Source organism: Allorhizobium sonneratiae, from assembly GCF_023700755.1.
Taxonomy (GTDB): domain Bacteria; phylum Pseudomonadota; class Alphaproteobacteria; order Rhizobiales; family Rhizobiaceae; genus Allorhizobium; species Allorhizobium sonneratiae.
In genome coordinates this window covers 56,115-69,738 of sequence record NZ_JAMKOJ010000004.1, presented here as the reverse complement: position 1 = coordinate 69,738, position 13,624 = coordinate 56,115, and the positions used below count along the sequence as shown (strand labels likewise).

General features: G+C 59.6%; 13 protein-coding genes. 7 read left to right on the top strand and 6 right to left on the bottom strand.

Going from position 1 to position 13,624, the window contains the following annotated elements:
* Positions 1 to 76 precede the first annotated feature (76 nt).
* From NAC44_RS08535 to NAC44_RS08510, 6 genes are all read right to left on the bottom strand, one after another.
* Positions 77 to 1,057, bottom strand: a complete 981-nt coding sequence (locus tag NAC44_RS08535; protein ID WP_250940522.1) for a nucleoside hydrolase — start codon at positions 1,055 to 1,057, stop codon at positions 77 to 79.
* 35 nt (positions 1,058 to 1,092) lie between these two features.
* Complete coding sequence (locus tag NAC44_RS08530) at positions 1,093 to 1,926, bottom strand: nucleoside phosphorylase (protein ID WP_250939988.1); 834 nt, start codon at positions 1,924 to 1,926, stop codon at positions 1,093 to 1,095.
* A 108-nt stretch (positions 1,927 to 2,034) separates the two neighbouring features.
* Positions 2,035 to 3,012, bottom strand: coding sequence for an ABC transporter substrate-binding protein (locus NAC44_RS08525; protein WP_250939987.1), 978 nt, complete (start codon positions 3,010 to 3,012; stop codon positions 2,035 to 2,037).
* A gap of 129 nt (positions 3,013 to 3,141) precedes the next feature.
* Positions 3,142 to 3,948 (bottom strand): ABC transporter permease, encoded by an 807-nt coding sequence (locus tag NAC44_RS08520; RefSeq protein ID WP_250939986.1) that lies wholly within the window; start codon positions 3,946 to 3,948, stop codon positions 3,142 to 3,144.
* Positions 3,938 to 4,666 carry an ABC transporter ATP-binding protein gene (locus tag NAC44_RS08515; RefSeq protein ID WP_250939985.1) on the bottom strand — a complete coding sequence of 243 codons (729 nt, stop codon included), beginning with the start codon at positions 4,664 to 4,666 and terminating at the stop codon, positions 3,938 to 3,940. The genes NAC44_RS08520 and NAC44_RS08515 overlap by 11 nt, the downstream gene beginning before the upstream one ends.
* A gap of 16 nt (positions 4,667 to 4,682) precedes the next feature.
* Positions 4,683 to 5,051 (bottom strand): hypothetical protein, encoded by a 369-nt coding sequence (locus NAC44_RS08510; protein ID WP_250939984.1) that lies wholly within the window; start codon positions 5,049 to 5,051, stop codon positions 4,683 to 4,685.
* 269 nt (positions 5,052 to 5,320) lie between these two features.
* On the opposite strand from NAC44_RS08510, the gene NAC44_RS08505 reads away from it, so the two are divergent.
* The 7 genes from NAC44_RS08505 to NAC44_RS08485 are packed head-to-tail and all read left to right on the top strand — an operon-like array spanning position 5,321 to position 13,616.
* Positions 5,321 to 6,265: a LysR family transcriptional regulator gene (locus tag NAC44_RS08505; protein ID WP_250939983.1), complete on the top strand. Its 945-nt coding sequence runs from the start codon at positions 5,321 to 5,323 to the stop codon at positions 6,263 to 6,265.
* Positions 6,266 to 6,323: 58 nt separating this feature from the next.
* Positions 6,324 to 6,455: a hypothetical protein gene (locus tag NAC44_RS21225; RefSeq protein WP_274706839.1), complete on the top strand. Its 132-nt coding sequence runs from the start codon at positions 6,324 to 6,326 to the stop codon at positions 6,453 to 6,455.
* A gap of 12 nt (positions 6,456 to 6,467) precedes the next feature.
* Positions 6,468 to 6,554 carry a K(+)-transporting ATPase subunit F gene (kdpF, locus tag NAC44_RS21420; protein ID WP_420839914.1) on the top strand — a complete coding sequence of 29 codons (87 nt, stop codon included), beginning with the start codon at positions 6,468 to 6,470 and terminating at the stop codon, positions 6,552 to 6,554.
* A 15-nt stretch (positions 6,555 to 6,569) separates the two neighbouring features.
* Positions 6,570 to 8,279 (top strand): potassium-transporting ATPase subunit KdpA, encoded by a 1,710-nt coding sequence (gene kdpA, locus NAC44_RS08500; protein ID WP_250939982.1) that lies wholly within the window; start codon positions 6,570 to 6,572, stop codon positions 8,277 to 8,279.
* A 10-nt stretch (positions 8,280 to 8,289) separates the two neighbouring features.
* Positions 8,290 to 10,326 carry a potassium-transporting ATPase subunit KdpB gene (gene kdpB / locus NAC44_RS08495; RefSeq protein ID WP_250939981.1) on the top strand — a complete coding sequence of 679 codons (2,037 nt, stop codon included), beginning with the start codon at positions 8,290 to 8,292 and terminating at the stop codon, positions 10,324 to 10,326.
* A 2-nt stretch (positions 10,327 to 10,328) separates the two neighbouring features.
* Positions 10,329 to 10,895: a potassium-transporting ATPase subunit KdpC gene (kdpC, locus tag NAC44_RS08490; RefSeq protein WP_250939980.1), complete on the top strand. Its 567-nt coding sequence runs from the start codon at positions 10,329 to 10,331 to the stop codon at positions 10,893 to 10,895.
* A 48-nt stretch (positions 10,896 to 10,943) separates the two neighbouring features.
* On the top strand, positions 10,944 to 13,616 hold the full coding sequence (locus tag NAC44_RS08485) for a sensor histidine kinase (RefSeq protein WP_250939979.1): 2,673 nt from the start codon (positions 10,944 to 10,946) through the stop codon (positions 13,614 to 13,616).
* Positions 13,617 to 13,624: the final 8 nt, after the last annotated feature.

Genomic DNA, 13,624 nt, shown 5'->3' with positions numbered 1-13,624 from the left:
TTGATGACGTATAGGATTTTCTCCCTGTTCACTGTGAAGAGGGTGAGAGTCCTGTGCTGCTGTCAATGACACCTCTCTATTTTACCGATACCATGGAGGGTGTCAGCGAGGGCATATGAATGCCAAGCAGCAGATCAACCGCTCTACGGGCATCGACATCGATGGCCACGTTCTGATCGGGAGCCATGTCCCATTCCCCGGCCGGATAGATTTTTGACCAGTCGCGCTGGATCGTCTGGCCGATGGCGATGCCTTCGGTCACCACGCGTACCGGCCCTTTGCGCAGGCGGAACAATCCGGGCGAAGCCAGATATATGGCGGCGGTTGAATCATGCACCCAATAGCCATCTATGCCGAATTGCTTGTGGAATAGCCGGTAACCGCGGGAACTATCGACGATGAAGCGCCCCGCAGCACCGCCATGGGTTTCGAGCCGGGCAAGCTCGGCAGGCCCAAGAACCACCTTGCGGGTCACATCAAGGCCAATGGCCGTTACCGGCCATGCGGCGCTGAACACCTCATCGGCGGCATGAGGGTCGCCGATGATATTGGCCTCTGCCACGGGCGTGACATTGCCATTATGGCCGTCGATGGAAAAGGCACCGCCCATGATCACCACCTCGCGCACAAGCGAGGCAATCTCTGGCGCTTCCTTGAGGGCAAGCGCCAGATTGGTCAGCCGCCCGACTGCCAGCAGTGTTATCTCGCCCGGATTGGCCTTGACCATATCGATGATGAACCGGTGGGCCGGTCTTTCGTCGCGCAAGGGCAGCGCGCGTTCATCCAGCTCGATATCGCCCAGACCGTTCTGGCCATGAATATGGGCAGGCACCGCTGCCGCCTGGCCAACCAGAGGCCCTTCAGCGCCTTTGGCAACGGGAGCGGCGATGGAAAACCGCTTTTTCAAATAGAGTGCATTGCGGGTAACCGTCTCGATATCACTATTGCCGAAGACGGTGGTGATCCCGACCAGCCGGATATTCGGGCAGGCAGAGAGAAACAGCAGCGCTGCTGCATCATCGACACCCGGATCGGTGTCGAAGATCACTTTCGACAGGCCGGCACGCATGGCCATGTCATCGGAAATTTGCATCATGATTTTGCCAGCAGTGAGGGGAAGAAATGCTTCTTGCCGGTTGCGGCCTTGCGGGCGTCCCAACCGGCGAGAATGACGACAGCACGGCTTGCCACCGCACAGCAGCGCCGGATCGAATCCGCCGAATCCTCGCGCTTGCGGGTGATGCGATTGGCCCCGACCGAGCAGATCATCCCGCCGCGATAGCCGAAAAGCTGGGCCAGCGTGAAGATCGTCGCCGCTTCCATTTCGAAATTGGCAACCTTTGCCCGTTGCAGATCGTCGAGCACCGTATCCATTTTCGACTGGCGGAAGCCGCCCGGCATGGGATTGACCTCACCGGCATAAAAACTGTCAACGCTTGCGGCAAGACCGAGATGATAGCGCTCGCCCATCTCCTCGGCAGCCTCGACCAGCGCCATCAGCACTTCATGATCGGCCACGGCTGGATAGGATTTGTCGACATAGGCATCCACCGTTCCGGTCAGTCTGAGCGCGCCCGTGGAGATCACAAGATCGCCCGGCTCGATTTCGGGCTGCAGGGCAGCGCAGGAGCCGACGCGGATAAAGGTATCGGCGCCGCAATTCGACAATTCGACAAGGGCGATATCGGTGGAAGGGCCGCCGACGCCATGAGAGCAGGCAGTGATATCCACGCCGGACAGCGTACCACGGGCGGTGCGAAACTCCCGGTGATAGGCCACTTCCTCATAACTGTCCCATGAACTGCCCACCACCGGCACACGCCCCGGATCGCCCGGTGTCAGAACATAGCGGGACACGTCGCCGGGGCGGATTTTCAGATGCATCTGCAAACCGCCAGGATGAATGGGTGTGTGTTCGATCGTCATAATCTGTCGCTCACTTTCTCAACACGTGTCCCGCGGAAAGTGTGTCTTTCCGGGAAAAACAACAGTCAGGATGGCATTATCTTCGATTGACCAGAGGTCAAAGAAACATCAGGGCGTTTTCTCCGGGATGAAATCGGTGGAATAGGTCTTCGCTACGTCGATCTCTTTGCTCAGTCCCCCGAAGTCCCGAAGGGTTTTTGCCGTTTCGCTGATAACGACTGGTTCAAAGGCGCAGGCGCCATGCTTGCGGGTGTAATCGGTATAGATGTAGCTTTCCTGCATGGCGAGCTGGGCGGCCTGCTGGCGCGGATCGAGCTGCGGGTTCAGCGCCGTGATCGCCTTGACCGTTTCGTCCTGATGCGCATAGGCATAATCATAGCCGGCCTGGGTGGAGGCGACGAAGCGTTTGACCATATCCGGCTTTGTTTCCAGCGTCTTACGGGAGGCGAAGATCGCTTCGGCATAGGTGCGCACGCCATAATCGGATGGCAGGAGTGCTGAGGTCTTCATGCCCTTGAGGTTGAGCGCGACCGCCTCATTGATGACAAAACCGGTTTCGGCGTCCACCGATCCGTTGGCGACAAGCTCGATCGACGGTGAGACGACCAGCTTGAGCTGGCTCAAATCCACACCCGCCTTGGCCAGCATCGCCTTGGTCAGCGTCCAGGGGCCGCCCTCCGTATAGGCGAGCGTCTTGCCCTTGAGGTCTGCGGGCGAGTGAATGCCGCTCTTGGCCAGCGAGATGACACCGGCGGGATGGCGCTGGAAGCAGGCGGCGACCACGACGAGATCCATGCCGTTGGCATCGCCCAGAAGGATCTGGCCCACATCGCTGGTGCCGAATGTGTTGGCGCCCGAAGCGACCAGCGCGGTGGAATTCAGATTGGGTCCCCCCGGCATGATGGTGACGTCAAGACCGGCCTTGTCATAAAAACCTTTTTCCTTGGCCATGACATATCCGGCAGACTGAACATTCAAGAACCAGGGCAGGCGAAGGGAAACCGCATCGGCACAAAAGGCCGGACCGGCGGCCATGAGGCCAGCAAGGCAGGTGGAGAGCGAAAAGAACAATGATCTGATGCGCATGAACGGCTCCTGAAAGAAGGACGTAAAGGGTTGGAACAGCCTGCAGAGTGAAAAAATTTGCAGGCATTCTCTTCTACTGCTGTCGTTTGTCTTTTCGATAAAGGCGGTTTCTCATTTTCAAACCACGACCTATGCTTCCATGCGCGCATCAGGCCAGAACAGACTGAAGCGTTCGGCGATGATGACGAGATAAAACATCATAACGGTCGCCAGCGATGACATGGCGATGGCGGAAAACAGCATGGCGGCATCCTGCTGATAACCGGCGGTGACGATGACCGTGCCAATCCCGAGATTGGCGCCGGTAAATTCGGCAACGATCGCGCCGATGACAGCGATGCTCGAACTGATCTTTGCCGCCGCAAACATATATGGCAGTGCGGCAAAAAACCGGACATGGCGGAAGGTCTGGGCCTTGCTGGCGCCCAGAACGGTCATGAATTCCAGGCTTTGCCGATCGACCGTTCTCAGCCCTTTGACCGTATTGACCAGCATGGGAAAGAAACAGGCGATGGCAGCAACGGCCACCTTCGGTGCAAGGCCGAAGCCGAGCCAGATCGTCAGCAGCGGCGCAAGCGCCAGGATCGGCATGGCTTTCAGGGTGATCGCCCAGGGAAAAAGCGCCCGCTCGGCCGCTTTCGAATAAAGAAACAGGATGGCGGCGGCAATTGCCAGTCCGCTGCCGATGATGAAGCCCAGCCCGGCTGCCGCCATGGTCCAGGACAGGTTCATGAGCAGCACGGCCTTGTTGTGCCACAAGGTTGTGAGGATCACTGTCGGCGTGGGCAGGATATAAAGGGGAATATTGAACGCATTGACCAAAAGCTGCCACAGACCAAGAACCGCCAAGAACAGCAAGACTGCCGGGGTATAATCGATCATGCGGCTGGTGCAGACTGCAGCAAAGTTTGCAAGTGTCGTGCGGTTAGTGTTCATGGAGCAGAGCCTCCAGGTCTTCGATCTGGCGCAGATAATCCGGTTTCTTGCGGGCGTCGGGGTCGCGCGGATCGGTTACCGCCACCATGGCCTTCACCCGCCCGGGGCGCGGCGCCATCACGGCAATTCTGTCTGAGAGATACATGGCTTCAGGCAGGGAATGGGTGACGAAAATGGCCGTGAACCGCCGGGCTTTCCAGATGCGGATCAATTCATCATGCATTTCCCTGCGGGTAAAATCGTCGAGCGCGCCGAAAGGTTCATCCATCAGGAGAATGTCTGGTTCGTAGGACAGGGCACGGGCAATCGACACACGCTGGCGCATGCCACCTGACAATTGCGCCGGATAATGATCGCGAAAACCTTCGAGCTGCACAAGCCGCAAAAGCTCCATCGCCCGTTCATGCCGCTCGCTTTTCGTGCCCATGCCGAGGATTTCCAGTGGCAGTTCGACATTTTCCAGCACAGTTTTCCACGCAAACAGGCTGGCGTCCTGAAACACGAAGCCGAATTTCTTGGTCAGCTGGTAATCGCTCGGAGACAGCCCATGAACCTTCACATTGCCGCTTGTCGGCTGGATCAGATGGCTGATGATACGCAGAAGCGTCGATTTTCCGCAGCCGCTGCGCCCGATGATCGAGACGAACTCGTTTCTGCGAATGGTCATATTGACATTGGAAAGCGCATCGACGGTATTTTTGCGGCCTGGAAAGGACATGGAGACATTTTCAATTTCAACGGCCGGTTTTGCCGGCAGCCGGTCTGTCTCGGTCGCTCTGCTGGATGCGAGCATTTTTCTGGCTGGCGTTGATGGCATGATGTCCCCATCTGGTCGCGATAAACATAAGATTGTGATTGTCGGTTTGATGCAGGCGCATCGGTATTGTGCATGCAATATTCGACTGCTGAAACACGTTCTGTCTCGTAAAGGAATGCGAATCCCTGTTTCTTGTATGGACATTCATGCAGGCAGAACCGGTTTCAACATGTGTTCCGGCCCTGCCTGCATGACGTCCATGCCCCCATGCAAATATCATTTCAATCGCGACCACCGCACCATACTTGACGACAAAGCGTCGCTGTAGGTTTTGTGTTTGCGGCATAATTTTACATTCAATGGATTAGGATTGAATGTAAAATTATGCTGTAAAGCGTTGTCCTGATAAACGCTTTTCGGTTTCTCATCCGCAAGTACATAGAAACAAACTCTCCAGGACCTTCTTTTGCCTGTCGTTCTGTCCTATGCCCTCATTCACCCCATTTATTATGGGGTGAAATTCTTGAGCCAGATTTAGCCTGCTCCTGGCCTCTTGCACCAGAAGATTTATTGGCGCTAAGTGAGCGAGAAATTCGCGCGCTCGGGTCAAGCTTCATGGCACTTTTAAAGACATCGCTCATTCACTTCGATGCTGCCATTCGCTACGGGTCGATCCGCAAGGCGGCGGAAAGTCTCAATATTGCCTCTTCGGCAATGAACCGGCAGCTCTTGCAGCTTGAGCATGAAATGGGGGTGCAGCTGTTTGAGCGCCTGCCGCGCGGCATCCGTCCGACGCCTGCCGGCGGTGTGCTTCTGGCCTATATCCGCCGCTGGAACCGCGAAAGCCTGCTGGCGAGGCAGGAGGTGGGCAGCCTGTCCTCACGCGGCGCACGCGGCACGATCCGCATTGCCGCGGCCGAAACCTTTACCGAAGACATGTTGCCGCGCGCCATGGCCCGGCTGCAGGCGCGCTTTCCCAATGTCGGTTTTGACGTGAAGTCCGGCAGCAATCAGCGCATTACCGACGAGCTCATGGCGCGCGAGGCCGATCTGGTGATCGCTTATGATGTGAGCGACCATATCCGCGCCGAATATGTCCTGACCTGTCTCGATCCGATTGGCGTCATTACCGCTGTCGACCATCCCCTGTCACGCAAGCGCCAGGTGACGCTGACCGATCTTGCGGAATATCCGCTGATTGCGCCGGGTGACGACTGGCTGCGCCACAGTGCGCTCAAGCCACTTTTTTCCGGCGATCAGGTTCCAGGGCGGATCGTCGTCACGGTGGAGCGGCCGGGCATGCTCAAATCCATGGTCAAGGCCGGGCTTGGGGTGGCTCTGCTATCGCGACTGGGGGTGGAAAAAGAGGTTCTGGAGGGCAAGCTTTCCTGGACCCCCATGGTCGGCGGCGTCATGGATACGCCGAAAATCTCCGTTCTGGTGCCGCGTGGACGGGTGCAGCCGGTCTATATGATGGACTTCATCGAGCTGATCGTGCAGGACCTCATCGCTGCAACAAGTGCAGCTGACCCACAGGTTTTGGCCGCCACCGTGCCCTGAACCGGCCCATCCTTATCTTTTCCTTATGCCGGATGCGGCAATTCCCAATCGAATTCAGATGCCGGTTCCTGCCATTGTCCATCCTGTAACAACAGGAGACCCGGACATGTCCGACCTCATCTTTCTGGGACTTGGCGCAGCCATGCTGCTCGCGCTTGGCCTTTATGCCCGTGCCCTCGACCGGCTGTGATGGAGGCTTTTCATGCTTGAACCTCTGTTTGGCCTTTTCGTCGCCGTGGGCCTCGGCATCTATCTCGTGGTTACGCTGTTGCGGCCCGAGCGTTTCTGATCAGGAGCAAGATCCATGACCCTCGCTGGATGGCTGCAGATCAGCCTCCTTTTTCTAGCCGTTCTCCTCATCATCAAGCCGCTCGGCCTTTACATGGCCCGCGTCTTTGCCGGAGACCGCAGTTTTCTTTCACCCGTGCTCGCACCTTTCGAGCGCGGCCTTTACCGTGTGAGCGGCATCAATCCGGACAAGGAACAAAGCTGGCTTGCCTATACACTGGCCATGCTGGCATTTTCGCTTGCCGGTTTTGTCTTGTTGTATGCGATCCTCCGTCTTCAGGCCTTTCTGCCGCTCAATCCGCAGGGGTTTGCCGGAATGTCGCCGGATCTGGCCTTCAACACCGCTGCATCCTTCATTACCAACACGGACTGGCAGAATTACGCCGGTGAAACGACCCTCAGCAATTTCAGCCAGATGGCCGGGCTCACCGTGCATAATTTCCTGTCTGCCGCAACCGGCATGGCGCTTGCCATTGCCTTTACCCGGGCGCTTGCCCGCTCGCGGGTTGCCACACTTGGCAATTTCTGGGTCGATATGACGCGCGCCACGCTTTACGTGCTGTTGCCGCTGTCGATCATTGTCGCATTGGCTTTTGTCGCCATGGGCTTGCCGCAAACGCTGAGTGTCTCGGCCACGGCGACAACGCTCGAAGGAGCAAAACAGGTCATTGCCCTTGGGCCCGTCGCCAGTCAGGAAGCGATCAAGCAGCTGGGTACCAATGGTGGCGGCTTCTTCAACGTCAATGCCGCCCATCCCTTTGAAAACCCGAATGCCTGGTCGGATTACCTCGGCATTTTCTCCATGCTGGCGATCTCTTCGGCACTGGTCTACACCTTCGGCCAGATGGTCGGAAACCGCCGTCAGGGCTGGGCGCTCCTGGCTGCCATGGCCATTCTGCTGATTGCCGGTGTTGCGGTGATTTACTGGGCTGAAGCCCACGGCAATCCGATCCTGACAGCACTCGGCGTCGATCCCGCCCAGGGCAATATGGAAGGCAAGGAGGTGCGTTTCGGCCAGGCCATGACCGCACTTTATGCCGCTGTCACCACCGGCCTTTCCGATGGCGGGGTGAATGCCATGCATGGCTCGTTCACCGGGCTTGGCGGGCTGGTGCCGATGTTCCTGATCCAGCTGGGTGAAATCCTGCCTGGCGGTCTCGGTTCCGGTCTCTACGGCATGCTGGTCTTTGCCCTGCTGTCTGTTTTTATCGCCGGTCTGATGGTTGGGCGCACGCCGGAATTTCTCGGCAAGAAGATCGAAGGCCGCGAGATGAAATTCGCCATGCTGGCGGTGCTCATCCTGCCGCTTGCCATTCTGGGCTTTACCGCCATTTCTGTCATGCTGCCCTTTGCCGTTGCCAGCATCGGCACGCCGGGTCCGCATGGGCTTTCGGAAATTCTCTATGCCTATACGTCTGCCGTCGGCAATAACGGATCGGCTTTCGCAGGGTTGAACGGCAATACGCCGTGGTACAACACCACGCTTGGCATTGCCATGCTGCTTGGCCGCTTTGCCTATGTCGTACCGGTCATGGCGATTGCCGGATCGCTCGGCGCCAAGGTTAAGACTGCCGCCTCAGCCGGCACTTTCCCAACAGACGGGCCTCTCTTTGTCGGCCTTCTGATCGGCATCATCCTCATTCTCGGTGGCCTGCAATTCTTCCCGGCGCTGGCGCTTGGTCCCATCGTCGAACAGTTTTCCATGCTGGCCGGCCAGACCTTCTGAAGGAACTCCCATGTCCAAAGACATCAAGGCTCCCAGTCTTCTTGACCCAGCCATTCTCCTGCCCGCCATTGGTGACGCCTTCGTCAAGCTCGATCCGCGTCAACTGCTGCGCAATCCGGTGATTTTCGTCACCGAGGTCGTCGCCGCCGTGGTCACGCTGCTCTTCCTGCGTGACCTGGCCGTCAAGCCGGTCGAGGCCGGATTTTCCGGCCAGATTGCCGCCTGGCTGTGGTTTACCGTGCTGTTTGCCACCTTTGCCGAAGCCGTGGCCGAAGGCCGCGGTCGTGCCCAGGCCGACAGTCTGAAAAAGACCAAATCCGAGCTTGTTGCCCGCCGGGTGCTGGCAAGTGGCGGTACGGAAACCGTGCCGGCCACAAGCCTGAAGATCGGAGATCTGGTGCTGGTGGCCGCAGGCGAACTGATCCCCGGCGACGGTGAAGTGGTCGAAGGTGTTGCCTCGGTCAATGAAAGCGCGATTACCGGGGAATCGGCCCCGGTGATCCGCGAATCCGGCGGCGACCGTTCTGCCGTCACCGGCGGCACGCAGGTTCTTTCCGACGAGATCCGCATCAAGATCACGGTGGCCCCCGGCTCCTCCTTTGTCGACCGGATGATTGCGCTGATTGAAGGGGCGCAACGGCAGAAAACCCCGAACGAGATTGCGCTCTCGATCCTTCTCTCCGGTCTCACCTTGATCTTCCTCTTCGTCTGTGTGGCCATCTGGGGTCTGGCGGGCTATTCCGGCACGCTGTTATCGGTCACGGTGCTGGCGGCGCTGCTCGTGACCCTGATTCCGACGACGATCGGCGGTTTGCTGTCAGCCATCGGCATTGCCGGCATGGATCGTCTTGTTCGCTTCAACGTTATTGCCACATCGGGCCGCGCCGTTGAGGCGGCAGGCGATGTCGATACGCTGCTGCTTGACAAGACCGGTACCATCACCTTCGGCAACCGCATGGCCAGCGATTTCATTCCCGTGCCCGGTGTCACCGCTACTGAACTGGCTGAGGCCGCTCTGATTGCCAGCCTGTCGGATGAAACGCCGGAGGGCCGCTCCATCGTGGCGCTGGCCACGGGCGAATTCGGCATTGCCATGACGGAGAGACGCTTTGATGCCGTCATCGCCTTTACCGCCGAAACCCGGCTTTCCGGCGTCGATATCGGCGAACGGCGCCTGCGCAAAGGGGCGGTGGATGCGGTGCTACGCTTTACCGGGCTTTCCGAACAGCAGGCGCCTGCCGCATTTCGCCGTGCGGTGGACCAGATCGCCCGCACCGGCGGCACGCCGCTGGGTGTCGCCGATGGCGACCGGCTGCTGGGTGCCATTCACCTGAAGGATGTGGTCAAGCCCGGCATCAAGGAGCGCTTTGCTGCGCTGCGCGCCATGGGCATCCGCACGGTCATGGTCACGGGCGACAATCCGGTGACGGCGGCTGCGATTGCCTCTGAGGCCGGTGTCGACGATTTTCTCGCCGAAGCCACACCGGAGGACAAGCTGGCCTATATCCGCCGCGAGCAGCAGGGCGGTCGCCTGATCGCCATGTGCGGCGACGGCACCAATGACGCCCCGGCGCTGGCCCAGGCCGATGTTGGCGTGGCGATGCAGACCGGCACCCAGGCCGCCCGCGAGGCCGCCAACATGGTCGATCTCGATTCCAGCCCGACCAAGCTCATCGAAATCGTCGAAATCGGCAAACAGCTTTTGATGACGCGCGGCTCGCTGACCACGTTTTCCATTGCCAATGACGTGGCGAAATATTTCGCTATCATCCCGGCTCTCTTCGTGGCCACCTATCCCTCGCTTGGTGCGCTAAACGTCATGGGGCTTGCCTCGCCGCAATCGGCCATTCTGTCTGCCGTCATCTTCAATGCCCTGATCATCGTGGCGCTGATCCCGCTGGCGCTGAAGGGCGTGGCCTATTCGCCCTCGGGCGCGGCCAGCCTGTTACGCCGCAATCTGATGATCTACGGCCTTGGTGGCCTTATCCTTCCCTTTGCCGGCATCAAGGTGATCGACCTTGCTGTCAGCGCTCTTCATCTGGTGTAACCATGCTCCATCATCTTCGTCCCGCCCTGACCCTTGTTGTCGTCATGACCGCGCTGACCGGGCTTGCCTATCCGCTGGCCATCACCGGTATTGCCGAAACGCTGATGCCCGCTCAGGCCAATGGCAGCCTGATCGAGCAGAATGGCAAGATCATTGGTTCGCAACTGATCGGCCAGTCCTTCACCTCGGATCGTTATTTCTGGTCGCGCCCTTCGGCGACCAGTCCCGATCCTTATAACGCCGACAGTTCTTCCGGTTCCAATCTCGGCCCGACCTCGGCAAAACTGCGCGACCGCGTGGCCGCCGATGTGGCGCGACTGGAAAAGAGCGGCATTGCCAAGCCCATACCTGCCGATGCCGTCACCACATCGGGCTCCGGTCTCGACCCCGATATTTCGCCCGCCTTTGCCCGCGCGCAGATTGCCCGTGTTGCCAAGGCGCGCAGTCTCGATGAGACAAAGCTTGCTGCTCTGGTCGACAATGCGATTGAAAAGCCTGCTTTCGGTTTTATCGGCGAGCCGCGGGTGAATGTTCTCGCCTTGAACCTTTCCTTAGATCATCTGCGATAAAAGGCGGGATCGGGCATATCTGCCCTGATCCAAGGATATGAGACGATCATGGCCGACGACGAACGCAGAGAAGACCGGCGACCCGACCCCGACGCCCTGCTGGCTTTGGCCAATCAGGACCGCCGGGGCAAGCTGACGGTTTTTCTTGGCGCAGCCCCCGGCGTCGGCAAGACCTATGCCATGCTGTCGCGCGCTGCGCGGCTGAAGGCGGAAGGGGTGGATATCGTTGTCGGCCTGGTCGAAACCCATGGCCGCAGCGAAACGGCGGCGCTGATCGAGGGGCTGGAGGTGCTGCCAAGGCGGCGCGTTGCCCATCGCGGACGGATGCTCGACGAGTTTGACCTCGATGGCGCACTTGCCCGCCATCCCCGCATCGTCATCGTCGATGAGCTTGCCCATTCCAACCCGGAAGACAGCCGCCATCCGAAACGCCATCAGGATATCGAGGAGCTGACCGCCGCCGGGATCGATGTCTGGACGGCGCTCAATATCCAGCATCTGGAAAGCCTTGCCGATCTGGTGGCCCAGATCACCGGGGTGACGGTGCGCGAACGCGTGCCCGATATCGTGCTGAAACGGGCCGATGAGGTGCTGCTGGTCGATCTCGCCCCATCGGAGCTGATCGAGCGGTTGAAGGACGGCAAGGTCTATCTGCCGGAAAGCGCCAGCCGCGCCGTGGACCGCTTCTTCCGGCTTGGCAATCTGACGGCGCTGCGCGAGTTGGCGTTGCGTCGCACAGCAGACCGCGTCGACGACCAGATGGTCGATTATCTGAAGCAGAATGCCATTGACGGTCCCTGGGCGACGGGCGAGCGGCTGCTGGTCTGTGTTGGTTCCGATCCGCTGTCGGAAAAGGTTGTGCGGGTGGCCAGCCGGCTTGCCTCCGGGCTTAACGCGCCCTGGCTGGTGGTCTCCATCGAACGTGCGGACCGGGAGGTGGAAACCACCGAGCGGCTGCAGAAGATCGAAGCCCTGTTTCGTCTGGCCGAACAGCTCGGTGCGGAAACCCGCCACATCATTGGCAATGATTTTGTCGAGGAAATTCTCAAGCTCGCCCGGCGCGAACATGCGACCCAGATCGTCATCGGTATCCGCCGGCGCGGGCGTCTGCAAAAGCTTTTCTCCCGCTCCCTGACGGATGCGCTGGCGCGGCGCACCTCGGGCATCGGCGTTCATATCGTCACGGCTGAAAACGAGGATGTCGATCTGCGCCGTCCAAGGCTGCGCGCGCCAAAGGCGGTGGCGCTGCGTCAGGCGGTGGTTCCGGCCTTCGGACTGGTGACGCTGGCTATACTGGTCGGGCAGGCGATCGAGGTTTTCGTCAAGCTGCCGAATATCTCGCTGGTGTTTCTGGTGGCGGTGCTGGGGGCTGCGGTGATTGGCGGCTATGCTTCTGCCTTTCTGGCGGCGGCCTTGTCGGCGCTCGCCTATAATTTCTTCTTCATCGAGCCGCGCTACACTTTCACCATCGCCTCGCCCTATGAGGTTTTTGCCCTCTTCACCTTCATCGTCGTGGCAGTGATTGCCGGTGGCTTTGCCTCGCGCATTCGCGAACAGGCCGAAATTGCCCGTGTGCGGGCAACGGCGCTGCAATCGCTTTATGATTTTTCCAGAAAGCTGGCAGGCACGGCCAAGAGCGAAGATGCAATCTGGCTGGCGGTGTCGCAGCTTCAGGTCAGTCTGAGGCGCAAGGTGGTGCTGCTCATTCCGCGCAAGGGCGATCTTGCCCTTGCCGCCGCCTGGCCGCCGGACACCGATCTCGACCTGACCGACATGACCGCCGCCCGCTGGACCCATGATAAAAAAGAACCGGCAGGCCATGGCACCGGCACGCTGCCGAACAGCCGTTTTGAATTTCGCCCTCTGCTCGGGCCGCACGGCATTGTCGGCGTCTGCGGCATCGAACAGTCCGGGGAGCGGCTCGATCTCAATGCCGAACGCTCGCTGACGGCCATTCTCGATCAGACGGCGATTGCGCTCGACCGGGCGCGGCTTGCCGAGGAAACCATGGTGCAGGCGGCAAAGCTGGAGGGCGAACGCTACCGGGAGGCGCTGCTCTCCTCCATCTCGCATGATCTGAGAACGCCGCTGGCGACCATTACCGGCGCCGTCACCGGGCTTCGCCAGCTTGGCGAACGGATGACGGCGGAAAACCGCGACGATCTTCTCCAGTCGATCGAAGAAGAAAGCGGACGCATGAGCCGCTTCGTTGCCAACCTGCTCGACATGACCCGCATCGAGGCCGGAACGCTCAAACCCAAGCAGGACTGGGTGGATGTGACCGATGTGGTGCAATCGGCTGTGGAACGCACCCGCAAACACGCGCCCGGACGGCTGATCGAAACCGGCATCGCCCAGGATCTGCCATTGATCCGCGGCGACAGCGTGCTGTTGTCGCAGGTTTTGTTCAACCTGCTCGACAATGCGGTCAAATATGGCGGCGAGGAGCCGATCAATGTCTATGCGCGGCGCGACGGCAAGGATGTGCTGATCTCCGTCACCGATCTCGGCAAGGGCATTCCGCCGGAGGATCTGGACCGCATCTTTGAGAAATTCTACCGCCGGGGCAAGCCGGATGGCCGCGCCCCCGGAACCGGGCTTGGTCTTTCCATTGCCCGCGGCTTCGTCGATGCCATGGGCGGCCGGATCCATGCCGAAAGCCCGGCGGTGAAAAAACGCGGCACCCGTATCGTCATGCGCTTTCCCGGGGCGGCAGATTGACCCCTGGA